Genomic DNA, 26,097 nt, shown 5'->3' with positions numbered 1-26,097 from the left:
CCGGCGCAGAACCCATGTGGGAGCGAGCCTGCTCGCGAAGGCGTCGTGACAGTCGACTGTGATGTTGAATGTCTGGGCGCTTTCGCGAGCAGGCTCGCTCCCACAAGGGATTCTCAGCTTCGCGGCAGAAAACCTCTTATCGCCAGAAATGCCGGCACACCAAGCCCGACCCAGCTCAAGGCATCCCAGATTCCATCCCCCAGCAACGCCGCAAACAGCCCCGCCGCACTGAGCAGGGCGATCACGATCGGTGTACTGAAAACCTTCCAGAAACTCGACTGACGCGGCTTCATGCCGAGGCCTCCGCCGTTTCCAGAACAGGCTTGGCCGCCTTGCGCCGCACTACCCAAAGGTAAACGCCACTGGCCAACACAATGATTGTCAGCACATCCAGGGTTGCCCAGAGAATCTTCATCGGCATGCCGCCGTAGTCACCAAAGTGCAGCGGCTGCGACATGCCCATGGCGTCCATGTACCACGGCCGTTCGGCCACGGCGGTGACTTGCAGCGTCGTGGCATCGATCAGCACCGGCGTCAGCAGATGCGAGGTCAGGTGCGTGCCGCCCTTCATGAACACCGCGTAATGGTGCTCGCTGGAAAAACGGGTGCCGGGGAAGGCGATGAAATCCGGCTTCATCCCCGGTGCGACTTCCTCGGCGATGTCGAGCAGCCGCGTAGCCGGCGCCAGTTGGGTCAGCGGCGGCGCATCGCGATACGGCGCGATCAGCGTGGTCAACGCGTCGTTGCGCCAGGCGGCGATGAGCAGGTCGGCGCAGGCGCTGATCACCCCGGTCACGCCCACCACCAGGCACCAGGTCAGGGTCACGACGCCAATCAAATTGTGCAGATCGAGCCAGCGCAGCCGCGTTGATTTGTCCTGACGCACCGTGCCGAATTTCAAGCGGCGCATGAACGGCAGGTACAGCACCGTGCCGGAGATGATCGCCACGACAAACAACAGACCCATGAACGCCAGCAGCAGCTTGCCCGGCAGCCCGGCGAACATGTCGACGTGCAGGCGCAGGATGAACAGCATCAAGCCACCGTTGGCCGAAGGGGTTTCCAGCGCTTCGCCAGTGCGCGCATCGAGCATGAAGGTGTGCGAAGAGTTCGGCTCGGTGTCGGCAGTCTTGGCCATGATCGCGAACGCCGCGTTCGGCTCTTCGTCGTCATAACCGAAGTACTGCATGACTTCGCCCGGGCGATGTTTCTGGGCGGCATCGACCAGTTGCTGCAGATCGAGTTGCGGCGTGTCGGCCGGCATCTCGCGCAGTTCCGGGGCGTTGCCCAGCGCGTGATCAATCTCGTGGCTGAAAATCAGCGGCAGACCGGTCAGCGCCAGCATCAGCAGAAACACGGTGCAGATCAGGCTGGTCCAGGTGTGGATGAACGACCAGCGGCGGATGGTTTTACTTTTCATTGCATGACCTTCAAAAACACCAAAGCCGCCCGGTGCGGACGGCCTGGGAACAGGGCCTGTTTCAGCTCACTGGCTTACCACTTGTAAGTGGCGCTGGCGACGACACTGCGCTGGTCGCCGTAGTAGCAGTAGAAGCTGTCGCAGGTGGAAATGTAGTCCTTGTCGAACAGGTTGGTCGCGTTCACCGCCAGCGATGCACCTTTGAGACTGTTGTCCAGACGGCCGAGATCATAATGCACGCTGGCGTCGAACACGGTATAGGCATCGGCCTTGCCCAGCCAGGTGTTGGCCTTGTCGCCGTAGGTGTTGCCGGTGTAGCGCACGCCGGCACCGATACCGAAACCGTCGAGCACGCCGGCGTGCCAGGTGTAGTCGGTCCACAGCGAGGCTTGTTGGTTGGGCATCAGTTGCAGGCGGTTGCCCTTGTCGACGCCTTTCTGCACTTCGGATTTGGCCAGGGTGTAGGCGGCGATGACTTTGAGGTTGTCGGTCACATCCGACACCGCTTCGAGCTCCAGGCCTTTGACCTTCACTTCGCCAGTCTGGCTGGTCACCGAAACGTTGTTGACGAAGGTGTTCACCGCGACGTTCTTCTGGGTCAGGTCATACACGGCGGCGGTCAGCAGGGTCTTGCTGCCCGGAGGCTGGTATTTGATGCCCAGTTCCCACTGCTTGCCTTCGGTCGGCTTGAGCGAGCCGGTCGAGGTGGCATCGGCGCCCGTGGTCGGCTGGAACGACTCGGCGTAGGACAGGTACGGCACGAAACCGTTATCGAAGACGTAGCTGAGCGCCGCGTTGCCGCTGAATTTCTTGTCACGCTGAGTGTTGGTGGCGTCGCTCTGGTTGATGAATTGGGTGCTGGTGTGCACCCAGTCTTCACGGCCGCCGAGGGTCAGGCGCCACTGGTCGAGAGCCATTTGGTCCTGCACGTAGAGACCGGTCTGGTAGGTCTTCTGGTTGTAGTCGTAAAACGCGGTTGAGCGCGCCGGACGTACGATCGGCTGGCCGTAGATCGGGTTGATGACATTGGTTTGCAGACCATCGCCAAAGATCGAGGTGTAGTTGGTGTTGCTGCGCTGGTGATCCAGACCCAGCAGCAAGGTGTGGCGAACCTCACCCGTGGCGAAGTCGGCCTGGAAGTTGTTGTCCACGGCAAATTGGCTGATGTCTTCGTCGACGCTGGTGCTGGTGCGGCCGACGTTGCCCTCTGCATCCACGGTGGTGAACGGGTAGGAACCGGGTGTCAGCGACTGGAACGACAGGTCCGACTTGGTGTAGCGCAGGTTCTGCTTGAACTGCCAGACATCGTTCAACCGATGTTCGAAGGCATAACCCAACGCGTAGTAGGTGCGGTCGTAGTATTCCCAATCCGGATCGCCGAGATTCTTGTGATGGGAAATATCACCGAGCGGCGATTTGATTTTGGTGCCCTGAATGGGCAGAAACTGGCTGGTGATGCCGGTGTCGTCGCGGGTGAACTGGCTCAGCAGAGTGAGTTTGGTGTCGTCATCGATGTTCCAGGTCAGGCTCGGCGCGATGTTGTAGCGCTTGTTGTCGACGTGGTCGACCTGGGTGCCGCTGTCGCGCACCACGCCGCTGAGGCCATAGAGAAACTGCCCGGCGTCATCGATCTTGCCGGTGCTGGCGAAGTTGATCTGTCGGTGGTTGTCGCTGCCGTATTGCAACTGGATTTCGCTGCTGGCTTCAGCGCTCGGGCGGCGGCTGACCATGTCGAGCAAACCGCCCGGCGGGGTCTGGCCGTACACCGACGAGGCCGGGCCACGCAGCAGGGCGAGGCGGTCGAGGTTCCAGGTTTCCTGTTTCGGGTTGGCGTACACGCCTTTTGGCAGCGGCAGGCCATCGAGGAACTGGGTCGGTTCGAAACCGCGCACGCGCAGCCAGTCGGCGCGGGTGTCGCTGCCGTAGCTGCTGGCGGTGATGCCCGGCATGTAGCGCACCGCGTCATCGAGGCTGTGCACGCTGCGGTCGTCCATTTGCTGACGGGTTGCCACCGAAATCGAACGCGGTGCTTCGACCAGCGCGGTGTCGGTCTTGGTGCCGGCGGCGGTGCGAGTCGCGGTGTAGCCTTCGACCGGGCCCCAGGCGCTTTCGAAGTTTTCCACGCCGATGACCGAAGTTTCCGGCAGGGCCAGCGTGCCTTCCGGCACGGCCACCAGGGTGTAAGTGCCGGCGCTGCTCTGTTCCAGCTGCAGACCGGTGCCGCGCAAAGCCGCGCGCAGGGCACCGGCGGCGTCGTACTGGCCGTTGACCGGCGCCGAGGTTTTGCCGGCGGCCAGCGCAGGATTGAGCGACAGGGCGAGGCCGCCCTGGCTGGCGATCTGGTTCAGGGTGGTCGACAGCGGCGCCGCCGGCAGGTTGTAGGCGCGCACGCTGGACGCTTGCTCAGCGGCGAGCAACGGGCAGCTGATCAGCGGCGTGCCGAAAGCGATGGCAAAAGCCAGCAGACTGGGGCGCAACAAGGTGTCTGGCGAACGGGACATACGGCGGCTCCTGAATGGAAATATTTCTCAATTGCCTGTGTGCCGGACGAGATTGGAAAAGTGATAGGGCTGGGTGGAAATTCTTTTTGGCAGGAAATGGTTGTGCGGCTGATGGCGCCTTCGCGAGCAGGCTCGCTCCCACATTGATCGTTCCCACGCTCCGCGTGGGAATGCCTCAATGGACGCTCTGCGTCCGCTTCGGCAGGGACGCAGAGCGTCCCGGGCTGCATTCCCACGCAGAGCGTGAGAACGATCATGTCAAGGGGCGGAGGGCTGCGCCTTCGCCACGGTGACCCAATACGGCGTATGCCGCTCGATCTGCACCGGCAAGGTCGGCAGCAAAGCGCTCAGGGCCTTGTCGGTGTCATGCAATGGAAAGCTGCCGGTAATGCGCAGATCGGCCACTTCCGGCGCCACGCCCAGATGGCCACGACGATAGCGCCCTAGCTCATGCACCAGATCGCCCAGCCGCGCGTTATCCACCACCAGCATGCCGCGCGTCCAGGCATCGGCGCCGGGGGCGAGGGCGGCAATCGAGCCCAGCCCGTCACTGCGCAGCAACACCTGCTGGCCTTCGCGCAGAATCTGTTCTTGCGGGTTGGCCTGGGCATGGGCCGCCACCGCAGACTGCAACACGCTCAGGCGTGTGCCATCGTCCTCGCGCTTGACCAGAAACCGCGTGCCCAGCGCGCGCATGCTGCCTTCGCGGGTTTCGACGATAAACGGCCGCGCGTCGCCATGCCCGGTCTCGACGAGAATTTCGCCTTCCTGCAACACGATCAAGCGGCGCTTGTCATCGAAGCGCACGTCGACCGCGCTGTGGGTATTTAGATTGAGCAGGGTGCCGTCGGACAGGCGCACGGTACGCTGTTCACCGGTGGCGGTGCGCTGATCGGCGAGCCAGTAATCCAGCGGCAGATAACGTTCACTGACAAACAGCCCCAGACCGATGATCACCACGACACTGGCCAGCCCGCTGCCGAGTTTGCGCACGCGCCGGCGAATGCCTTCGCGCGATTGCAGCAACGCGCTTCGGGCCGGGCCTTTGGCGACGCTGAAACGCTGATCGAGCATGCCCAACTGACGCCACGCGCGGGCGTGTTCTTCATGGGCGGCATGCCATTTAGCGAATTCTTCACGCTCCAGCGCGGTGCTCGAGTCGAGGGTCAATTGCCAGGCAATCGCCGCGTCCAGCACATGCGCCGGCACCGGGCGCGAACTGGCCGCCGTCATGTCGGCTCACCGTACAGGGCGATGTAGCACTGGCGCAGGCCTTGGGCCAGATACTGCCGCACGCGCGGTACCGAGACACCGAGTTTGTCTGCGATTTCGGCGTGGCTGAGGCCGTCGAGGCGGTTATACAGGAAGGCCGCGCGGGCCTTGGTCGACAACTTGCCGACCAGGCGATCAATGGCTTTGAGGTCGTCGAGGATCATTTGCTGTTCTTCCACCGACGGTTGTTCGTCTTCGGGGATCAGCATCAGTTCGGTGAGGTAGGCCTGTTCCAGCGCGGCGCGGCGGAAGTAGTCGAACAACAGGCCTTTGGCGATCGCCACCAGAAACGCCCGAGGTTCGCGCGGCGTCAGCAGTTCGTCGCGGTTGAGCAGGCGCACGAACGTGTCCTGGCTCAGGTCTTCGGCACGCTGCGGACACGCCACATTGCGCCGCAACCACGCCAGCAGCCAACCGCGATGGTCGCGATACATCGCACCGACGAGCTCACTGTGGGGGTTGGGCACTGACGACACCGGACATCACCGATTGGGAAATGTTAACTAACGAGAATAGTTCGCGATTCTGGCAGAGGTGGGAATGGTTAGCAATTGGCCACTGGTCAGGTGATGAATAAAGGGCAGCCCCTCACCCTAGCCCTCTCCCGGAGGGAGAGGGGACCGAATGGGGGATGCTGCAGAAATACATCGACCTGAATAAATCGCTGTGAATCCATAATCGACCCATTGTTTCAGGTCGATGTATGACGCAAGACACCACGATCGGCTCCCTCTCCCTCCGGGAGAGGGCTGGGGTGAGGGGCTTTTGATCTGAATGATTCTAAAAGGACGGCGCCTGCTGCCGCCGCTTCCACTGATTCAACCGCTGCTGCAACTGCAACGGACTGTAAATCTGCTGCGCCCGCGCCCGGCTGAACAGAATCAATGCCAACTCCGCCGTGGCCAGCGCATCGGCACTCGCGTTATGCCGCTCGAACACTTCAAGCCGGAACCATTCGATCCACTCATCCAGCCCGGCCTCGCGAATCTGCGCCTGCGGACATAACAACGGCGCGATGTCCGCCACATCCAGAAACACATGCTGCAGCTTATGCCCCAGATGTTCTTTCACTGCGCGCCCGAGCATGTGCTGATCGAACGGCGCATGAAACGCCAGCACCGGGCTGTCGCCGATGAACTCCAGCAACTCCAGCAACGCTTCCGCTGGGTCGCTGCCTGCGGCAATTGCACTAGGGCCGAGGCCATGAATCAGCACGCTGGGGCTGAGCTTCAATTCGCGGCATTGCAAGGTGCGTTCGAACTGCTGACTGAAATCGATCGCGCCGTCCTCGATCACCACCGCGCCGATCGACAGAACCCGATCCTTGCTCATATTCAGGCCGGTGGTTTCCAGGTCCAGCACCACCCAGCGCTGCTCGCGCAGGCTGCATTCGCTCAGCTCGGCAAGCGCCGGCAGCTTCGCCAGCCGCTGCTGCAAGTCCGCCGACACCACGGGGCTGGCCGGGCGTAGCCAGGAGAACAGGCTCATAGCTGATACCGCAAGGTCAGGCTGCTTTGCAGGCGCTGCGCCTGGCGCAGGGATTCGCGCAGGATGCGCCGGTCGAGATGATTGAGGCTGTCGGGATCGACGCGGTTGGAGTACGGCTGGTTCTCCCGGGTCTGCAACTGATGCTGCTGCATCCGCGTTTGTTGAATGAAGTGATAGGCCTCTTCATACGCCGCGCCGTCGAGCGGCTCGATGACCTCTTTATCGACCAGTTGGCGAAAGCGTTCGAGGGTGTTGTTGGCGTCAATGCCGTTGGCAAGCGCCAGCAAGCGGGCGCCGTCGACGAACGGCGTCAGGCCCTGGATTTTCAGATCCAGCGTGGCCTTCTCACCGTTCTTGCGGGCCAGCACGAATTCACGGAAGCGCCCAACGGGAGGGCGATTGCGCAGCGCATTTTCGGCGAGCATGCGCTGGAACAGACGATTGTCAGCGACTTGATCGAGGATGCCCCGGCGCAATTGCTCGCAGCCTTGCTCATCGCCCCAGACCACGCGCAGGTCGAAATAAATGCTCGAGCCCAGCAGGTTCTCCGGCGTGGCTTCGCGGATGAACGCCGCAAAGCGCCGCGCCCATTCGGCCCGCGACAGACACAGCTCGGGATTGCCGGCCATGATGTTGCCCTTGCACAAGGTAAAGCCGCACTGCGCCAGGCTCTGGTTGATCTGCTGGGCAATCGGCAGCAGCTTGCCGCGGATCTCCGCTGCGTGCGCGGCATCGCGCGCGTCGAAGAGAATGCCGTTGTCCTGATCGGTGTGCAGCGTCTGCTCGCGCCGGCCCTCGCTGCCGAAACACAGCCAGCTGAACGGCACGCCCGGGTCGCCCTTTTCGGCGAGGGTCAGTTCGATCACCCGACACACCGTGTGATCGTTGAGCAGGGTGATGATGTGAGTGATCTGCGTCGACGACGCGCCGTGGGCGAGCATGCGTTCGACCAGTTGGCCGATCTCGCCGCGCAAGGTCACCAGTTGTTCGACCCGCTGCGCGCTGCGGATGGTCCGGGCGAGGTGCACCAGATCGACCCGTTGCAGGGAGAACAGATCACGCTCGGACACCACGCCGCACAAGCGCTGATCCTTGACCAGGCAGACGTGAGCAATGTGCCGCTCGGTCATGGCGATCGCCGCATCGAAGGCACTGTGATCCGGCGACAGATAAAACGGTGATCGAGTCATGTGCTGTTCGATGGCGTCGCTGAAATCGCCGACACCTTCGGCGACCACATGGCGCAAATCGCGCAGGGTGAAAATCCCCAGCGGCGCCTTGTGCTCATCCACCGCGACGATGCTGCCGACCTGTTGCTCGTGCATCAGCTTCACCGCTTCACGCAGTGGCGTATCGGCGCTGCAAGTCACCGGATGGCGCATCGCAAGTTCACCGAGACGTGTGTTCAGCGAGTATTGGGTGCCGAGGGTCTCCACGGCTTTTTGCTGGACTTGCTGGTTGACCTGATCGAGCAGGCTGCTCACCCCACGCAAGGCGAAATCGCGGAAGGCGCTGGAGAGGGCGAACAGTTTGATGAACGCCAGTTTGTTCAGTTGCAGGCAGAAGGTGTCTTCGCCCGCCAGATGTTCGGTGCGCGTGGCGCGTTCACCGAGCAGAGCCGCCAGCGGAAAGCATTCGCCGGTGGTGATTTCGAAGGTGGTCTCGGTGCCGGGTTTGGTGATGTGCTGGCGTTCGCCGACCACCCGACCCTGTTTGACGATATGAAAGTGTTCCACCGGGCCGTCGGCCGGTTTGATGATGCTCTCGCCCTGGGCAAAAAAACGCAGCTGACATTGCTCCACCAGATAGGCGAGGTGGGCATGTTCCATCTGATTGAAGGGCGGGAAGCGCTGGAGGAATTGCAGGGTGCCCTGAATGTTCTGCAACACCGCGGTTTTCCCTGCCTGGGTGAAGGCGTCCGCTTTGCTCATAACCATTACCGCAGTCTTTTTCGAATTGTTGTTGTCGGATCGTTGCGACCATGGTCGGCCCCGGCGGGCAGGGTGCCCATTGGACGTAAGTCTAGGTTTTGCCACCATTGGCCGATTTTCGGAAATAACCTACGCAAAAGGTCGGAAAAGCTTGCGCTAGCCACTTGGAAAAAATTCCGACGAAGTGCACATTGAAGCGCTGTCCGGTGATGTCTGACGACTTGCCAGGGATTGTTTGAACATTTAGAGAGCGCCATGTCCGACCACGATATTTTGAGCGACGCCGAGCGGGAAGCGCTCAGCGCAGTGATGCTCGAACCTGATCTGCCGCCGCAGCGTGTCCTGATCGTCGACGACGACAAGGACGCCCGCGAGCTGTTGTCGGAGATTCTCGCGCTGGACGGCATTCGCTGCATGACCGCAGCCAGCGGTGAAACCGCGCTGAAAATGCTCGATGAAAAGCCTTCGATCGGTCTGGTCATTACCGACCTGCGCATGGGCAATGTCGATGGCCTCGAGCTGATTCGCCAGGTGCGTGAATCGGTACGGGCAGCGATGCCGATCATCATCGTCTCCGGCGATGCCGACGTGAAAGATGCGATCGAAGCGATGCACTTGAGCGTGGTGGATTTTCTGCTCAAGCCGATTGATACGGGGAAGTTGCTTGAGCTGGTGAAACACGAATTGGGCATAGAACCCTAAGACATATTTCGCCGCCCAGCAGATGATCGTTCCCACGCAGAGCGTGGGAACGATCAATCCACCTCAAAAACAAAAAGGCCCTGATCTCTCGATCAGGGCCTTTTTCATTCCAACCATCAACTCAAGTCACAGACCATTCTTGGCCTTGAACTCGCGACGACGACGGTGCAGCACCGGCTCGGTGTAGCCATTCGGCTGCTTGGTGCCTTCGATCACCAGTTCGACCGCCGCCTGGAAGGCGATGTTGCTGTCGAAGTCCGGTGCCAGCGGGCGATACAGCGGGTCGTTAGCGTTCTGGCGGTCAACCACTGGCGCCATGCGCTTGAGGCTTTCCATCACTTGCTCTTGGCTGACGATACCGTGGCGCAGCCAGTTGGCGATGTGCTGGCTGGAGATCCGCAGCGTCGCACGGTCTTCCATCAGGCCGACGTCGTTGATGTCCGGCACTTTCGAGCAACCGACACCCTGGTCGATCCAGCGCACCACGTAACCGAGAATGCCCTGGGCGTTGTTGTCCAGTTCGTTCTTGATCTGCTCTGGTGTCCAGCTTGGGTTCACTGCCAATGGAATGGTCAGGATGTCGTCCACCGAGGCGCGCGCACGTTTGGCCAGTTCAGCCTGACGCGCAAACACGTCAACCTTGTGGTAGTGCAGCGCGTGCAGCGCAGCGGCAGTCGGCGATGGCACCCAGGCAGTGTTGGCGCCGGCCAGCGGGTGAGCGATTTTCTGCTCAAGCATCGCGGCCATGAGGTCCGGCATCGCCCACATGCCTTTACCGATTTGCGCACGACCTTGCAGGCCAGTGCTCAGACCGATATCGACGTTCCAGTTCTCGTAGGCGCCGATCCACTTCTCGGTCTTCATGTCCGCCTTGCGCACGACAGGGCCGGCTTCCATGGAGGTGTGGATTTCGTCGCCTGTGCGGTCGAGGAAACCGGTGTTGATGAACACCACACGCTCGCTGGCCGCCTTGATGCAAGCCTTGAGGTTGACCGTGGTGCGGCGCTCCTCGTCCATGATCCCGACTTTCAGGGTGTTGCGCGGCAGGCGCAGGACGTCTTCGATGCGCCCGAACAGCTCGTTGGTGAACGCCGCTTCTTCCGGGCCGTGCATTTTCGGTTTGACGATGTACACCGAACCGGTGCGGGTATTGCGCCGCGAGGTGTTGCCGTTGAGGTTGTGCATTGCTGCCAGGCAAGTCACCAGACCGTCGAGAATGCCTTCCGGCACTTCGTTGCCTTGCCTGTCGAGGATCGCATCAATGGTCATCAGATGGCCGACGTTGCGCACGAACAACAGCGAACGACCGTGCAGGGTCACTTCACCGCCGTTGGGCGCGGTGTAGGTGCGATCCGGGTTCATGGTGCGGGTAAAGGTCTGGCCGCCCTTGGACACGGATTCCGCGAGGTCGCCCTTCATCAGGCCGAGCCAGTTGCGGTAGATCACCACTTTGTCGTCGGCATCAACGGCGGCCACGGAGTCTTCGCAGTCCATGATCGTGGTCAGCGCCGCTTCCATGAGGATGTCTTGGACGCCGGCGGCGTCGGTCTGGCCGACCGGGGTGCTGGCGTCGATCTGGATTTCGAAGTGCAGGCCGTTGTGCTTGAGCAGCACCGCGATCGGCGCGTTGGCGTCGCCCTGGAAGCCGATCAACTGAGCGTCATCGCGCAGGCCGCTGTTGCTGCCGCCCTTGAGCGTCACGACCAGTTTGCCGTCAGCGATCTTGTAGCCGGTCGAATCGACGTGGGAGCCTGCGGCCAATGGCGCGGCTTCGTCGAGGAAGGCGCGGGCGAAGGCGATGACTTTGTCGCCACGCACCTTGTTGTAGCCTTTGCCTTTTTCCGCACCACCGTCTTCGCTGATCGCGTCGGTGCCGTAGAGGGCGTCGTACAGCGAACCCCAGCGGGCGTTCGAGGCGTTGAGCGCGAAGCGCGCATTCATCACCGGCACGACCAGTTGCGGGCCGGCGGTGCGGGCGATTTCATCGTCGACGTTTTGCGTCGTCGCCTGGAAATCAGCCGCTTCTGGCAGCAGATAGCCGATCTCTTGCAGGAAAGCTTTGTAGGCCACGGCGTCGTGCGCCTGGCCGGCATGCTGCTGATGCCAGGCATCGATGCGCGCCTGGAAGTCATCGCGTTTGGCGAGTAGGGCTTTGTTCTTCGGCGCCAGGTCATGAATGACCTTGTCGGCACCTTCCCAGAATTGTTCGGCGGTGAGGCCGGTACCGGGAATGGCTTCGTTGTTCACGAAGTCGAACAGGACTTTGGCGACCTGCAGGCCACCGACTTGAACGTGTTCAGTCATTGCTTGCCTCACTCTGCTCAGCTATTTCGCTTTTCAGCTCGTCAATTTAACAATGAAGCCTCTGGCCATTTAAACCACAAACCTGCGGACCAGTACATGCCATTGCTGGCGGCTGGGCTAGGACCAATCAACGGCTTGGAGGCCTTGCTGACGGGGCTTTCAGGGTTGCGAAGGGCCTTGGGCAGACATCGATCCAGCGTTATGTAGTGCGCGCTGCGGCATACTACATGATGAGTTGCGCTTGTGAAAATCAGACTAATTACGTCGTTCTGCGACCTCATGACGCATTGCGGTCACGTCGCGGAACGGGATGTTCTCAAAAAAGCATTGGATTGTTCCAGCTAAATATCGAAAGTTGTACACATAATTACTGTGGGCCTGCTAAGGGGCAATTTGGGTGTAACGATTTGTGGCGAGGGGATTTATCCCCGTTGGGTGGCGAAGCCGCCCCCTGCGGTCCGGCTGGCAGACCCAATTGGCAGGACTCACGACTGCTGCGCAGCCGGACGGGGATAAATCCCCTCGCCACAGATTCTCAGCACAAGTTGCGATGACAGGCTGAATCAATCCGCTTGCCTATACTTGCCCTTCGATAACAAAAGTCATGACAAGAGGGCTGCGCCATGGACCATCTCGTACTCACCGTTTTCGCCCCGGACAAGCCCGGGCAGGTCGAGCGCATCGCCCAATGCATTGCCGAGCACGGCGGCAACTGGCTGGAAAGCCGCATGTCACGCATGGCCGGGCAGTTCGCCGGGATTCTGCGCGTGGGTGTGCCGGCGGAGGCTTACGACGAACTGGTCGATGCCCTGCAAGCGCTGTCGGCCCATGGCATTCGGGTACTGATTGCCGAAAGCGGAGTGGAGCAGTCCTGCACGTGGAAACCGATCGCTATGGAACTGGTCGGCAACGACCGACCGGGTATCGTCCGCGATATCACTCGGCTGTTGAGCGAGCAGGGTGTGAACCTGGAGCGACTGGTAACTGAGGTGCGCCCGGCGCCGATGAGCAGCGAGCCGCTGTTTCACGCCGAGGCAATTCTCGCGGTGCCGCTGACCTTGTCGCTCGACGTTCTGCAGGCGCGCCTGGAAACCCTGGCCGATGATCTGATGGTCGAATTGGTGTTACGCACAGAGGTTTAAACGTTCACAGGGTTATTCAGGTTTAACGTGCACCTGCCTGTGGATAACCTGTAGAGACAGAGCGCCACGCCACGCGGGCCGTGGCTTTGCGCAGGTTGATCAAAAAACCGCCAGCATTCAGTGACTTGCGCACAAACGGCGGGGATCACGCTGTGGATAAGCTTGGGAAGGAACGATGCAGGCCGCGAGAACCGTGGCCTGTAGAGGTTTGTGCGTTTTTTGATCAGGCGCGCCGGCGCAAACTTATCCACGCATCAACGCTATAGACCGCCAGACCGGCCCAGATAAACATGAACGCGACCAGCGTGCTGGACGACAAATGCTCGCCAAACAGCAGCACGGCTTGCAGCAACACCAGTGTCGGCGCGATGTATTGCAGGAAGCCGATGGTGGTGTAGGGCAAGTGGCGGGTGGCGGCGTTGAAACACACCAGCGGCACCAGCGTCACCGGGCCGGCGGCCACCAGCCACCAGGCTTCGGAGGTGGTCCAGAAGGCCGGCTGCACACTCGTTGCACTCTGATTGAACAGCAACCACCCGATCGCAATCGGCACCAGCATCCAGGTTTCCACCACCAGCCCCGGCAACGCCTTGACCGGCGCCTGCTTGCGGATCAGGCCGTAGAAACCGAAGGTCAGCGCCAGCGCCAGCGACACCCACGGCAGACTGCCGACCTGCCACACCTGCTGCGCCACACCGATGGCAGCCAGCCCGACCGCGACCCACTGCATGCGCCGCAGCCGCTCGCCGAGAAGCACCATGCCCAACAGCACGTTGACCAGCGGATTGATGTAGTAACCCAGACTCGCCTCGAGCATGCGGCCGTTGTTCACCGACCACACGTAGGTCAGCCAGTTGGCCGCGATCAACGTGCCGCTCAACGCAAGGATCGCCAGGCGCTTGGGATTGTCGAGCAACTCGCGCAGCCAGCCCGGGTGTTTCCACACCATCAGCAGCATCGCACCGAACAGCGCCGACCACAGCACCCGGTGGATGATGATCTCGACGGCCGGGACTTCGGCGATGGCTTTGAAATAGATCGGGAACAGGCCCCAGATGATGTAGGCGCTCAGGCCCAGAATGTACCCGCGACGCGGGTTGGCGGCTTGCATGCAGAATCCTTGCTCAGGCAGCTGACAAAGGAGGGATTGTAAGGAAGTTTGTCCGCGAATGTCGTAGACCAATGTTCATGGAATTGTGAACACCGATCTTGTGGGAGCGAGCCTGCTCGCGAAGGCGGTCTGACATTCAACATCGATGTTGCCTGAAATGACGTCTTCGCGAGCAGGCTCGCTCCCACAGGTTTCAGGTTTGAATCAGAAGAGTTTCAGCGGTTCTTCATTCAGTGCCGCCAACTGTTCACGCAACGCCAGCACCTGGTCGCCCCAATACCGCTCCGTGCCAAACCACGGAAAGCTGTGCGGGAATGCCGGGTCGTCCCAGCGTCGCGCCAGCCAGGCGCTGTAGTGCATCAGGCGCAAGGCGCGCAACGGTTCGATCAGCGCCAGCTCGCGCGGGTCGAAATCATGGAATTCGTTGTAGCCGTCCATCAATTCCGATAGCTGCCCCAGGCACTCCTGGCGATCGCCGGCGAGCATCATCCAGATGTCCTGCACCGCCGGGCCCATGCGGCAGTCGTCGAGGTCGACGATGTGGAACATCTCGTCGCGGCACATCATGTTGCCGGGGTGGCAGTCACCGTGCATGCGGATGTTCTGGTGCGGCGTGGCGGCGTAGACATCTTCGACGCGTTTGAGCAGGTCGCGGGCAACCGACTCGTAAGCCGGCAGCAGGCTCTTTGGAATGAAATTGCCTTCGAGCAGGGTGTTCAGCGAGGCATGGCCGAAGTTCTGCACGGCGAGGGCTTCGCGGTGCTCGAACGGCTTGGTGCCGCCCACCGCATGCATGCGCCCGAGCAACTGGCCGAGGCGATACAGTTGATCAAGATTGCCCGGCTCCGGCGCCCGACCACCACGACGCGGGAACAGGGTGAAGCGGAAGCCGGCGTGCTCATGCAGGGTTTCGCCGTTGTGGATCAGCGGCGCTACCACCGGAATGTCGATGTCGGCCAGTTCGAAAGTGAACTGGTGCTCTTCGATTATGGCCTCGTTGGTCCAGCGCTGCGGACGATAGAACTTGGCGATCAGCGGCTCGGAGTCTTCGATACCGACCTGATACACCCGGTTTTCGTAGCTGTTGAGCGCCAGAATGCGCGCGTCGCTGAGGAAACCGATGCTTTCAACGGCATCCAGGACGAGATCGGGGGTGAGGGTTTCAAACGGGTGGGCCATGCTGACTCCTGCGCGCAGCAGGCTGCTGCGTCCGGCTCGGCATGGTAGCGCAGATGGCGGCGCGAAGGGTGTTGGTGTCTGCCCGGGCCTCTTCGCGAGCAGGCTCGCTCCCACCTTGGAATACGATTCCCTGTGGGAGCGAGCCTGCTCGCGAAAGCGGTTTATCAGGCGCCGACAACCCCGCCGTCTTCGCGAGTAATCGCCATCACCGAAGACCTTGGCTTGCCGTTGGGCAGATGCTCGGGGAAGGTCGAACCGCCGTTCTCGCCTGGATGCTGAATCCCGACAAACAGGGTTTTTTGATCCGGCGAGAAGCTGATCCCGGTCACTTCGCAACCCACCGGCCCGACCATGAAACGGCGAATCTCACCGGTCGCAGGATCGGCGCAGAGCATCTGGTTGTTGCCCATCCCGGCGAAGTCGCCAGCGTTGCTCGAGTCGCCGTCGGTGAGAATCCACAGGCGTCCGGCCTTGTCGAACCCCAGACCGTCGGGGCTGTTGAACATGTTCTGCGGGGTGATGTTGGATGAGCCACCCTTCGGCGTCCCGGCATGCACGCCCGGGTTGCCGGCGACCACAAACAGATCCCAGGCAAACGTCTTCGAGGCGTGATCGTTGCGGTCGGTACGCCAGCGCAGAATCTGCCCGTAGACGTTCTTCTCGCGCGGGTTTGGACCGCCCACCGGTTGCCCGTCTTCACCGCGCTTGGCGTTGTTGGTCAGGGTGCAATAAACCTGGCCGTCCTTGGGGCTGACGACGATCCACTCCGGGCGGTCCATGCGTGTTGCGCCAACCACGCTGGCGGCAAGGCGCGCGTGGATCAGCACTTCTGCCTGATCGGCAAACCCGCTGCTGGCGTCGATGCCGTTCTTGCCGTGGGTCAGTTCGATCCACTGGCCCTGGCCTTTCGGGTGATCAGGGTTGCCGTCGCCGGCATCGAATTTGGCCACATACAACGTGCCGTGATCGAGGATGTCGCGGTTGGCTTTCTGATTGCGATGGTTGATGCGATCACGGCTGACGAATTTGTAAATGAACTCGCCACGCTCGTCGTCGCCCATGTACACCACAGCGCGACCATCGTCGGTCTCGGCCAGTGCGGCGTTTTCATGTTTGAAGCGGCCCAGCGCGGTGCGTTTGACCGGAGTCGATTGCGGATCGAATGGGTCGATCTCGACCACCCAGCCGTGACGGTTGAGCTCGTTAGGGTTCTTGGCCATGTCGAAGCGCGGGTCGTGCGGGTGCCAGTTGATGTCTTTGCTGCTGGCGACAACGCCGTAGCGCTTTTGCGCGGCATCGAACTGCTGCTGGGCGTTGCTGCTGCCGAAGCAGTCGGTGAAGTTTTCTTCGCAGGTCAGATAAGTGCCCCACGGCGTCTTGCCGTTGGCGCAGTTCTGGAAGGTGCCGAGGACTTTTTTGCCGTGCTTGTCGGCAGCGGTTTTCATCAAGTCGTGGCCGCGGGCCGGACCGCTGATGCGCAGCGGCGAGTTACCGTGAATCCGACGGTTGTAGCGCGAGCCCTGGACGAATTGCCACTGGCCGTTCTTGCGCTGCACTTCGATCACCGACACGCCTTCGCAGGCCAATGCCTTGCGCACGTCTTCAGCCGACTGCGGCATGCCGCCATGCGGATATAGATAGCGATAGTTGGTGTATTCGTTGTTGATCGCCATCAGCGCGCGGTTCTTGTCGTCCGGGAAGGCGAACAGGCTCATGCCGTCATTGTTGTCGCCGAACTGCACTTCCTGTGCGGCAGCGGTGCCGTTACCGCTCGGATCGAAGGCCGGGCCGTTCTTGTGCAACGGCTGGCCCCAACTGATCAGCACCGAAGATTTGTAGCCCTTGGGCAGGCTGATGGCGTCGGTGGTCGCCGCCGGAATGCTCTCGAAACCGAGCAGGCGGCTGTTGCCGGCGCTGACGCTGGCGGCCATGACGCTGCGGCTCAACAGGTTGCCGCCAAGGAACATCGCCGCGCCGCACAAGGCACCGGCGCTGATGAAACCGCGACGGCTGAGGCCGACCATTTTTTCCAGATCAGTGGATTGGTTTTCTTCTAATAGGCTCACATCAGGCTCCCTGCTTGGTTATGGGCAACACCTTAATGCGGGTCGATGACGCTTTTGTGGCAGGGACAAATCAGAGCGGCGTGCCGATCAGCACGTTGGACGGCGCGCATTGCACCTGCACCGCAGACCCCACGGCGAGTTGCTGGTTGCGCAAGTGCAGCGGTTCGGCCAAGGCGCAAAGTGTCTGGCCGTTGGGCAGGGAAATGCGCACCTCGCTGGGACCGTCCTCGGCATCGAGGATGGCTTCGATGGTGCCGCGCAGGACATTGTGTCCGGGCGTGGCCGGCTGATCGGTGCCGAGCAGTTCAAGCCAGCCAGCCTTGATCAGCGCCATGACTTCGGTACCGACCTGCAATTCCAGATGCACGGTGCTGTCGTGGGTGATCTGTGCCTCCAGAGCAATGCCTTCTGCCAGTTCGAGGCGGATCAGATCGTTGCGCCCCTGCGCCTGAATGGCCGCGACCGTGCCGTGCAGCTGATTGCGCGCGCTGGTCCTGAGCATCAACCGCCCGAGCAGGTCGAGATCACTGGCGTCTTCCGCCGCTTCCAGCACCTGCGCCTGCAATGCCTGCAATTTCTGATACAGGCGCAGCACCCGCTCGCCCTCGCTGGACAGTCTGGCGCCGCCACCACCCTTGCCACCCACCACGCGCTCGACCAAGGGTTTCTGCGCCAGGTTGTTCAACTCATCGATCGCATCCCATGCCGCCTTGTAACTGAGCCCCGCGCTTTTCGCCGCGCGGGTGATCGAGCCCTGCTCGGCAATGTGTTGCAGCAGGGCAATGCGCTGCGGGCGGCGGACGATGTGCTGGGACAGCAGGGTGGGCAGGGACATGGCAGAACGCTTCTGGCTCGGGCGATGAGAGGGACGTTGGCCACTTGCAACGCATGAGTCAAGCCTGACGCAAAGCCCCCTGTGGGAGCGAGCCTGCTCGCGAAAGCGGTCTGACCAACAACATGTTTGTTGAATGTGACACCGATTCGCGAGCAGGCTCGCTCCCTCAGGAGATCTGTATTCGCTTCAGGTACCGGGTTTCGGCGTACGGGCCAGGCAATACACATCGACCCGCGCCGCACCTGCATTCATCAGCAACCGCGCCAATGCCTCAGCGGTTGCTCCAGTAGTCAGTACGTCGTCCACCAGCGCGAAATGGCGGCCGCTTAGCTCTGCATCAGGCGTCAGCGCAAAGGCATTGCGCAAATTGCGCTTGCGCGCCTTGGCGTCGAGATCCTGTTGGGCGTCAGTGTCCATGACTCGCCGCAGCAGCTGTTCTTCACACGGCAAATCCAGCGACACACTCAGCCAGCGCGCGAGCATCGCCGCTTGATTGAATCCTCGCCGACGCAGTCGTTTATTCGCCAACGGCACCGGTAGCAACACATCGGGTCGCGGCAAGTCTTCGGCGAAGCGATGCTGCAGGTATTGGCCGAGAACGTCGGCGAGCAGGTGACCAAACGGCCATTTCGCGTTGTGTTTAAAGCGTGTAATCAGACTGTCCACGGGGAAGCCATAAACCCAGGGCACGGCGACCTGCTCGAAAGCCGGAGGCTCTAGCAGGCACTCGCCGCAAGTCAGGCCATCCGCCCCCAACGGCAAAGCGCAGCTCTGACAATGGCTGCCGAGCCAGGGCAATTCGGTTTCGCAGGCCTCGCACATTGGCATTTGTGCTTCTGCGGGCTCATCGCACAGCAAACAGGTCTGTACGTTTTTTAAACAGATGTAAACCTGCCCTTGGTATTGCGGTTGACAGCGCATCGCTCTTCCTTAAATATGCCGAACATCCGTGTAGCGCCTGTGGATATTCCATTTTCCCCGGCGCCAGCCAAGCATAACCAAGGAATTGCCCATGAGCGCGAGCACCACCGCCACCCTGCGTCACGATTGGTCTCTGGCCGAAGTCAAAGCACTCTTCGTACAGCCATTCAACGACTTGCTGTTCCAGGCGCAAACGGTGCACCGCGCACATTTCAACGCCAACCGCGTGCAGGTCTCGACACTGCTGTCGATCAAGACCGGCGCCTGCCCGGAAGACTGCAAGTACTGCCCGCAGTCCGGGCACTACAACACCGGTCTGGAAAAAGAAAAACTGATGGAAGTGCAGAAGGTCCTCGAAGAAGCGGCCCGCGCCAAAGCCATTGGTTCGACGCGATTCTGCATGGGCGCGGCGTGGAAACATCCGTCGGCCAAAGACATGCCGTATGTGTTGAAGATGGTTGAAGGGGTGAAAGCCTTGGGCCTGGAAACCTGCATGACCCTCGGACGTCTCGATCAGGAGCAGACCGAGGCGCTGGCCAAGGCCGGTCTCGATTACTACAACCACAACCTCGACACCTCGCCGGAGTTCTACGGCAGCATCATCACCACCCGCACTTACAGCGAACGTCTGCAGACGCTGGCTTACGTGCGTGAGTCGGGGATGAAAATCTGCTCCGGCGGCATTCTCGGCATGGGCGAATCCCTGGACGATCGCGCCAATCTGCTGATCCAGTTGGCCAACCTGCCGGAGCACCCGGAGTCGGTGCCGATCAACATGCTGGTGAAAGTCGCCGGCACGCCGCTGGAAAACGCCGAAGACATCGACCCGTTCGACTTTATTCGCATGCTCGCCGTGGCGCGCATCCTCATGCCGCAGTCCCATGTGCGCCTGTCCGCCGGCCGCGAGGCGATGAACGAGCAGATGCAGGCCCTGGCATTTTTCGCTGGCGCCAACTCGATTTTCTACGGCGACAAATTGCTCACCACCGCCAACCCGCAGGCGGACAAGGACATGCAGCTGTTCGCGCGCCTCGGTATCCAGCCGGAAGCTCGCGAAGAGCATTCCGATGAGGTTCATCAGGCTGCGATTGAGCAGGCACTGGTGGAGCAGAAGAGTAGCGAGCAGTTCTACAACGCTGCGGTGTAATAAACCGCGCGGATTGCCCTGAAGGAATGCAAAACCCCTGTGGGAGCGAGCCTGCTCGCGAAAGCGGTTTGGCCGCCAACATCCCTGTTGGATGTGACGCCCATTCGCGAGCAGGGGATCTGTGTCATTTGAAAATCGAGGCCTGCATGTCATTCGATCTCGCCGCACGCCTTGCTGCCCGCCGTGCCGACAACCTCTATCGGCAGCGCCCGCTGCTCGAATCGCCGCAAGGCCCGCAAGTCGTCGTCGACGGCCAACCGCTGCTCGCTTTCTGCAACAACGACTATCTGGGCCTGGCCAATCATCCGCAGGTGATCGAAGCCTGGCGCGCCGGTGCCGAGCGCTGGGGTGTCGGCGGTGGCGCGTCGCATCTGGTGATCGGCCACAGCAGCCCGCATCACGCGCTGGAAGAAGCGCTCGCCGATCTGACCGGGCGCCCACGTGCACTGCTGTTCACCACCGGCTACATGGCCAACCTCGGCGCGGTCACCGCGCTGGTCGGGCAGGGCGATACGGTGCTCGAAGACCGGCTCAATCACGCTTCGTTGCTGGACGCCGGCCTGTTGTCCGGCGCGCGTTTCAATCGCTATCTGCACAACGACGCCGAAAGCCTGGGCAAACGCCTGGAGAAAGCCATTGGCAACACACTGGTGGTGACCGATGGCGTATTCAGCATGGACGGTGACATCGCCGACCTGCCGGCGCTGGCCCGCGCGGCCAAGGCCAAAGGCGCGTGGCTGATGGTCGACGATGCCCACGGCTTCGGCCCGTTGGGCGCCAACGGTGGCGGCATCGTCGAGCATTTCGGCTTGAGTCAGGACGATGTGCCGGTGCTGGTCGGCACCCTCGGTAAAGCCTTCGGCACCGCCGGGGCCTTTGTCGCCGGCAGCGAAGAGTTGATCGAAAGCCTGATCCAGTTCGCCCGCCCGTATATCTACACCACCAGCCAACCACCGGCGCTGGCCTGCGCGACGCTGAAAAGCCTCGAGCTGTTGCGCAGCGAACACTGGCGCCGTGAATACTTGCAGACGCTGATTCGCCAGTTCCGCCACGGCGCCGAGCAGATCGGACTGGAGCTGATGGACAGCTTCACGCCGATCCAGCCGATCATGATCGGCGATGCTGGGCGCGCCGTGCGGTTGTCGCAGATGCTGCGCGAGCGCGGGCTGATGGTCACTGCGATTCGCCCTCCGACCGTGCCGGCCGGCAGCGCGCGACTGCGCGTCACGCTGACCGCCGCCCACAGCGAGGCGCAGGTGCAACAGTTGCTGGAAGGATTGGCAGATTGTTTCGCCCGATTGTCATTGGAGCCAGGCCATGCGTAATCGTCTGATCCTGCTGCCCGGCTGGGGCCTCGGCGTGTCGCCGCTGGAACCGCTGGCCGCAGCATTGCGTGGCCTCGACGAACATCTGCAAGTCGAGATCGAACCGCTGCCGGAGCTGGATTCCGCTGACCTTGAAGACTGGCTCGACGAACTCGATGCGCGCATTCCACAGGAAGTCTGGCTCGGTGGCTGGTCGATGGGCGGCATGCTCGCCTCTGAGTTGGCGGCACGACGCGGTGAGGCGTGCTGCGGGGTGCTGACGCTAGCGAGCAACCCTGCGTTTGTCGCCCATGAACAGTGGCCGAGCGCGATGCTTGGCGAGACGTTCGATGCGTTTCTTGCCGCTTGCCAAGCCGAGCCGCGTACTACGCTCAAGCGCTTCTCTCTTTTATGTGCGCAAGGTTCGCCAGATCCGCGTGGCTTGTCGCGCTTGCTGCTCGGTGGCGCGCCGGCCACCGCGCCGACCGCGCTGATGGCAGGGCTGGAGCTGCTCGCGCAGCTGGATACGCGCCAGGCGTTGCAGGCGTTTCGCGGGCCGCAGTTTCATCTGTTCGGCGGGCAGGACGCGCTGGTTCCGGCGGAAGCGGCCGGTGCATTGTTCGCGCTGTTGCCGGATATCGAAATTGGTCTGATCGAACAGGCCAGCCATGCTTTTCTGCTGGAAGACCCGCACGGAGTCGCGGGCGTGATCCAGGCGTTTCTACATGAGTGCGCTGATGACTGATCTGTCCCTTGTGCTGCCTGGGGGCTTGCCCGACAAGCGCCAGGTGGCGGCGTCTTTTTCTCGTGCTGCGGCCAGTTACGACAGCGTCGCCGAGTTTCAGCGTGACGTCGGCACGCAGCTGCTTGAGCGTTTGCCTGGGAGTTTCATGCCGTCGCGGTGGCTCGATCTCGGTTGCGGCACCGGCTATTTCACCCGGGCGCTGGCCTCGCGTTTCACCCAAGGCAGTGGTGTCGCGCTGGACATTGCCGAGGGCATGCTCAGTCACGCACGGCCGTTGGGTGGCGCTGAGCATTTCATTGCTGGCGATGCCGAACGGCTGCCGTTGCAGGATGCGAGCGTCGATCTGATTTTCTCCAGTCTCGCTGTGCAGTGGTGCGCCGACTTCGAGGCGGTGCTCAGCGAAGCCATGCGCGTGCTGAAACCGGGCGGGATTTTTGCCTTTGCTAGTCTATGTACAGGAACGCTGTTCGAGTTGCGTGAGAGTTGGCAGCAGGTCGACGGGTTGGTGCACGTCAATCGCTTCCGCGAGTTCGCCCGCTATGAACAGTTATGTGCCGGCAGTGGCATGCGTATTTTGGCGCTGGAGAATCAGCCGCACGTGTTGCATTACCCGGATGTGCGCAGCCTGACTCACGAGCTGAAGGCGCTGGGTGCACACAATCTGAATCCCGGCCGGCCGGGCGGTTTGACCGGGCGGGCGCGGATTCTCGGGCTGATCGAAGCGTACGAGCGGTTCCGTCAGGCGTCGGGGCTGCCGGCAACGTATCAGGTGGTGTACGCCGTGTTGGAGAAACCTCTATGAGCGCAGCCTATTTCATCACCGGTACCGACACCGATGTCGGCAAGACCACGGTTGCTGCCGGATTGCTCCATGCGGCGCGGTCGGCAGGCTTGAGTACGGCGGCGGGCAAACCGGTGGCTTCCGGGTGCGACGTCACGCCCAAAGGCTTGCGTAACTCCGACGCCTTGGCGCTGCTGGCCGAATGTTCGTTGCCGCTGACTTATCAACAGGTCAACCCGGTGGCGTTCGAGCCAGCGATCGCTCCGCATCTGGCGGCGCGCGAAGCAGGTGTGGCGCTGACAGTGCAATCGCTGCTGGCGCCGATGCGCGGGATTCTGGCGATGAACGCCGATTTCACCCTGATCGAAGGCGCGGGCGGCTGGCGGGTGCCGTTGGCGGATCAGGACAATCTCTCGGACCTGGCGATTACGCTGAAGCTGCCGGTGATTCTGGTGGTGGGCGTGAGGCTGGGGTGCATCAGTCATGCGTTGCTGACCGCCGAGGCGATTGCCCGCGATGGCCTGCAATTGGCGGGGTGGGTGGCCAATATTATCGATCCGAAAACTTCGCGGCTGGAGGAAAACCTTGCGACCCTGGCCGAGCGCATTCCCGCGCCGTGCCTGGGCCGGGTGCCTAAACTCAAGGCGTTGAGCGCCGAAGCGGTGGCCGAGCATTTGCAACTGGATTTGCTCGATTAAGTTTCTCGCTATGAACAGGCACTGTGCCATTAGTGTTTTTGACGGGTGTTTTGCTGGCGCGTCTGCTTCAATGGCGAGCATTGATCCTTTGCAGGGATGAGAGTGACTATGGAAATCTCCGGCAACACGGCTTTTTATGCGGGGCTGAGCTCGATTCAGTCCGGGCAGAACCGCGTCGATCAGGCCGCCAGCCAGATCGCCAACAACACTATCGAACGCTCGGTGACCAGCCAGTCGTCCGAAGTGCAGGTCAATCGCCTGCGCGGCGTGGATCGCGCACAAGAATCGGATCTGGCGAGCAATATCGTCGAGCTGTCGCAGGGCAAGATCCAGGCAGAGCTGGGTGTGAAGGTGGCCAAGGCGTCCGACGAAGTGCTCGGGACGATCATCGATACCTTCGCCTGATCGGATTTGTTGTAGACCCCGAAACGCCGCGCCCTGTCGCGGCGTTTTTCGTTTAAGTCCTTCTTGCTCAACTAATCTTTTTATAACGCCCGTGGCTTACGTGAAGTCGCGGCGATTTCTCGTTTCCGGCATTTGGAGAACGTGATGACGAACGGCAAAAGAACGATGCTTGACAAGATTTCGGCGTAAACGTATGTTTCAAACAACTGTTTGACCGTCACAACAACTCAACACGGTCGTTCATTCCCGGTTACATCAGCAGAGGTTTATCGCTATGCCTGACTACAAGGCCCCCTTGCGTGATATTCGCTTCGTTCGTGACGAGCTGCTCGGCTACGAAGCGCACTATCAGAGCCTGCCAGCGTGCGCAGACGCCACGCCGGACATGGTTGACGCCATCCTCGAGGAAGGCGCCAAGTTTTGTGAGCAGGTACTGGCGCCGCTGAACCGCGTGGGCGACATCGAAGGTTGCACCTGGAGCGAGTCCGGCGTGAAAACCCCGACTGGCTTCAAAGAGGCGTACAAGCAATTCGTCGAAGGCGGCTGGCCAAGCCTGGCCCACGACGTTGAGCACGGCGGCCAAGGTCTGCCTGAGTCGCTGGGCCTGGCGGTGAGCGAAATGGTCGGCGAAGCCAACTGGTCGTGGGGCATGTACCCAGGCCTGTCGCACGGTGCGATGAACACCATCTCCGAGCACGGCACCCCTGAGCAGCAGGAAGCCTATCTGACCAAACTGGTCTCCGGCGAATGGACCGGCACCATGTGCCTGACCGAACCGCACTGCGGCACCGACCTGGGCATGCTGCGTACCAAGGCCGAGCCTCAGGCCGACGGTTCCTACAAAGTTTCCGGCACCAAGATCTTCATCTCGGCCGGTGAACACGACATGGCGGACAACATCGTCCACATCGTATTGGCCCGCCTGCCGGATGCTCCGGCTGGCACCAAAGGCATCTCGCTGTTCATCGTTCCAAAGTTCCTGCCAAACGCCGATGGCACCATTGGCGCGCGCAACGCAGTGAGCTGCGGTTCGTTGGAACACAAGATGGGCATCCACGGCAACGCTACCTGCGTGATGAACTTCGACGGCGCCACTGGTTACCTGATCGGCCCGGCGAACAAGGGTCTGAACTGCATGTTCACCTTTATGAACACCGCTCGCCTCGGTACCGCACTGCAAGGACTGGCTCACGCCGAAATCGGCTTCCAGGGCGGTCTGAAATACGCTCGTGATCGCCTGCAAATGCGCTCGCTGACTGGCCCGAAAGCGCCGGACAAAGCCGCTGACCCGATCATCGTCCACCCGGACGTGCGCCGCATGCTGTTGACCATGAAGGCATTCGCCGAAGGCAACCGCGCGATGGTCTACTTCACTGCGAAGCAGGTCGACATCGTCAAATACGGCGTCGATGAAGAAGAGAAGAAGAAAGCTGACGCCCTGCTGGCGTTCATGACCCCGATCGCCAAAGCGTTCATGACCGAAGTCGGTTTCGAAGCCGCCAACCACGGCGTGCAGATCTACGGCGGCCACGGTTTCATCGCCGAGTGGGGCATGGAGCAGAACGTTCGCGACAGCCGCATTTCGATGCTGTACGAAGGCACCACCGGCATCCAGGCTCTCGACCTGCTCGGCCGTAAAGTGTTGATGACTCAAGGCGAAGCTTTGAAAGGCTTCACCAAGATCGTCCACAAGTTCTGCCAGACCAACGAAGGCAACGAAGCCGTTCAGGAATTCGTCGCGCCGCTGGCTGCACTGAACAAGGAATGGGGCGAGCTGACCATGAAGGTCGGTATGGCCGCCATGAAAGACCGCGAAGAAGTCGGCGCGGCCTCCGTGGACTACCTGATGTACTCCGGTTATGCCTGCCTGGCCTACTTCTGGGCGGACATGGCGCGTCTGGCTGCGGAAAAACTGGCTGCCGGCACCAGCGACGAGGCGTTCTACACCGCCAAGCTGCAAACCGCGCGCTTCTACTTCCAGCGCATCCTGCCGCGTACCCGTACCCACGTGGCCACTATGCTGTCGGGTGCTGGCAACCTGATGGACATGAAAGAAGAAGACTTCGCACTGGGCTACTAAGCCTTAACGCAGTCTGACGAAAACCGCTGCTCCCGTTAGGGGGCAGCGGTTTTTTTGTTTGCGGA

The 26,097-nt window shown here is 61.4% G+C and carries 22 protein-coding genes; 9 read left to right on the top strand and 13 right to left on the bottom strand.

Annotation, left to right across the window (positions count from 1 at the left end; translation table 11 throughout):
• Positions 1–113: 113 nt before the first annotated feature.
• The 7 genes from ACYSTU_RS04540 to ACYSTU_RS04510 form a co-directional block, all read right to left on the bottom strand.
• A complete protein-coding gene (locus ACYSTU_RS04540; RefSeq protein ID WP_016772844.1) occupies positions 114–293 on the bottom strand; it encodes a hypothetical protein in 180 nt (59 codons plus the stop codon).
• Positions 290–1,420 carry a PepSY-associated TM helix domain-containing protein gene (locus ACYSTU_RS04535; protein WP_136493077.1) on the bottom strand — a complete coding sequence of 377 codons (1,131 nt, stop codon included), beginning with the start codon at positions 1,418–1,420 and terminating at the stop codon, positions 290–292. The genes ACYSTU_RS04540 and ACYSTU_RS04535 overlap by 4 nt, the downstream gene beginning before the upstream one ends.
• Positions 1,421–1,494: 74 nt before the next feature.
• Positions 1,495–3,921 carry a TonB-dependent siderophore receptor gene (locus tag ACYSTU_RS04530; protein WP_498996359.1) on the bottom strand — a complete coding sequence of 809 codons (2,427 nt, stop codon included), beginning with the start codon at positions 3,919–3,921 and terminating at the stop codon, positions 1,495–1,497.
• Positions 3,922–4,179: 258 nt separating this feature from the next.
• Entirely contained in the window at positions 4,180–5,154 is a 975-nt protein-coding gene (locus ACYSTU_RS04525) for a FecR domain-containing protein (protein ID WP_136493075.1), read from the bottom strand.
• On the bottom strand, positions 5,151–5,627 hold the full coding sequence (locus tag ACYSTU_RS04520) for an RNA polymerase sigma factor (RefSeq protein ID WP_498997206.1): 477 nt from the start codon (positions 5,625–5,627) through the stop codon (positions 5,151–5,153). Before ACYSTU_RS04520 ends, ACYSTU_RS04525 begins: the two co-directional genes overlap by 4 nt.
• 346 nt (positions 5,628–5,973) lie before the next feature.
• Positions 5,974–6,681 (bottom strand): 3'-5' exonuclease, encoded by a 708-nt coding sequence (locus ACYSTU_RS04515; RefSeq protein ID WP_498996355.1) that lies wholly within the window; start codon positions 6,679–6,681, stop codon positions 5,974–5,976.
• On the bottom strand, positions 6,678–8,612 hold the full coding sequence (locus ACYSTU_RS04510; protein ID WP_336342533.1) for a putative nucleotidyltransferase substrate binding domain-containing protein: 1,935 nt from the start codon (positions 8,610–8,612) through the stop codon (positions 6,678–6,680). Before ACYSTU_RS04510 ends, ACYSTU_RS04515 begins: the two co-directional genes overlap by 4 nt.
• 255 nt (positions 8,613–8,867) lie before the next feature.
• On the opposite strand from ACYSTU_RS04510, the gene ACYSTU_RS04505 reads away from it, so the two are divergent.
• A complete protein-coding gene (locus tag ACYSTU_RS04505) occupies positions 8,868–9,314 on the top strand; it encodes a response regulator (RefSeq protein WP_016772851.1) in 447 nt (148 codons plus the stop codon).
• Positions 9,315–9,440: 126 nt separating this feature from the next.
• Here ACYSTU_RS04505 and ACYSTU_RS04500 read toward each other — a convergent pair whose 3' ends face one another.
• The gene (locus ACYSTU_RS04500; RefSeq protein WP_498996352.1) at positions 9,441–11,618 is read right to left on the bottom strand and encodes a malate synthase G; all 2,178 of its coding nucleotides are present in this window, start codon (positions 11,616–11,618) and stop codon (positions 9,441–9,443) included.
• 623 nt (positions 11,619–12,241) lie between these two features.
• Between ACYSTU_RS04500 and ACYSTU_RS04495 the strand changes: the two genes are divergently transcribed.
• Complete coding sequence (locus ACYSTU_RS04495; protein ID WP_016772854.1) at positions 12,242–12,760, top strand: glycine cleavage system transcriptional repressor; 519 nt, start codon at positions 12,242–12,244, stop codon at positions 12,758–12,760.
• A gap of 223 nt (positions 12,761–12,983) precedes the next feature.
• On the opposite strand, the gene rarD is transcribed toward ACYSTU_RS04495, so the two are convergent.
• The 5 genes from rarD to ACYSTU_RS04470 form a co-directional block, all read right to left on the bottom strand.
• On the bottom strand, positions 12,984–13,871 hold the full coding sequence (gene rarD, locus ACYSTU_RS04490; RefSeq protein ID WP_264365863.1) for an EamA family transporter RarD: 888 nt from the start codon (positions 13,869–13,871) through the stop codon (positions 12,984–12,986).
• A gap of 204 nt (positions 13,872–14,075) precedes the next feature.
• Positions 14,076–15,050 carry a serine/threonine protein kinase gene (locus tag ACYSTU_RS04485; RefSeq protein ID WP_073476508.1) on the bottom strand — a complete coding sequence of 325 codons (975 nt, stop codon included), beginning with the start codon at positions 15,048–15,050 and terminating at the stop codon, positions 14,076–14,078.
• Positions 15,051–15,214: 164 nt separating this feature from the next.
• Positions 15,215–17,116: a PhoX family protein gene (locus ACYSTU_RS04480; protein ID WP_122612419.1), complete on the bottom strand. Its 1,902-nt coding sequence runs from the start codon at positions 17,114–17,116 to the stop codon at positions 15,215–15,217.
• Between the two features lie 70 nt (positions 17,117–17,186).
• Complete coding sequence (locus ACYSTU_RS04475; RefSeq protein ID WP_336464635.1) at positions 17,187–17,951, bottom strand: TOBE domain-containing protein; 765 nt, start codon at positions 17,949–17,951, stop codon at positions 17,187–17,189.
• Positions 17,952–18,137: 186 nt separating this feature from the next.
• Positions 18,138–18,872 (bottom strand): ComFC family protein, encoded by a 735-nt coding sequence (locus ACYSTU_RS04470; RefSeq protein WP_498996345.1) that lies wholly within the window; start codon positions 18,870–18,872, stop codon positions 18,138–18,140.
• Positions 18,873–18,963: 91 nt separating this feature from the next.
• Between ACYSTU_RS04470 and bioB the strand changes: the two genes are divergently transcribed.
• From bioB to ACYSTU_RS04435, 7 genes are all read left to right on the top strand, one after another.
• A complete protein-coding gene (gene bioB / locus ACYSTU_RS04465) occupies positions 18,964–20,019 on the top strand; it encodes a biotin synthase BioB (RefSeq protein ID WP_016772860.1) in 1,056 nt (351 codons plus the stop codon).
• Positions 20,020–20,165: 146 nt separating this feature from the next.
• On the top strand, positions 20,166–21,344 hold the full coding sequence (gene bioF / locus ACYSTU_RS04460; RefSeq protein WP_498996341.1) for an 8-amino-7-oxononanoate synthase: 1,179 nt from the start codon (positions 20,166–20,168) through the stop codon (positions 21,342–21,344).
• Complete coding sequence (locus tag ACYSTU_RS04455; protein WP_498996339.1) at positions 21,337–22,068, top strand: alpha/beta fold hydrolase; 732 nt, start codon at positions 21,337–21,339, stop codon at positions 22,066–22,068. The genes bioF and ACYSTU_RS04455 overlap by 8 nt, the downstream gene beginning before the upstream one ends.
• Complete coding sequence (bioC, locus tag ACYSTU_RS04450; RefSeq protein WP_498996336.1) at positions 22,061–22,870, top strand: malonyl-ACP O-methyltransferase BioC; 810 nt, start codon at positions 22,061–22,063, stop codon at positions 22,868–22,870. The genes ACYSTU_RS04455 and bioC overlap by 8 nt, the downstream gene beginning before the upstream one ends.
• A complete protein-coding gene (gene bioD / locus ACYSTU_RS04445) occupies positions 22,867–23,547 on the top strand; it encodes a dethiobiotin synthase (protein ID WP_498996330.1) in 681 nt (226 codons plus the stop codon). The genes bioC and bioD overlap by 4 nt, the downstream gene beginning before the upstream one ends.
• A gap of 108 nt (positions 23,548–23,655) precedes the next feature.
• Entirely contained in the window at positions 23,656–23,952 is a 297-nt protein-coding gene (locus tag ACYSTU_RS04440; protein ID WP_016772865.1) for a hypothetical protein, read from the top strand.
• Between the two features lie 274 nt (positions 23,953–24,226).
• Complete coding sequence (locus ACYSTU_RS04435) at positions 24,227–26,032, top strand: phenylacyl-CoA dehydrogenase (RefSeq protein ID WP_024014564.1); 1,806 nt, start codon at positions 24,227–24,229, stop codon at positions 26,030–26,032.
• Positions 26,033–26,097: the final 65 nt, after the last annotated feature.

The sequence above is a fragment of the Pseudomonas glycinis genome, assembly GCF_054871425.1.
This window is presented reverse-complemented; position numbering and strand designations above follow the sequence as displayed.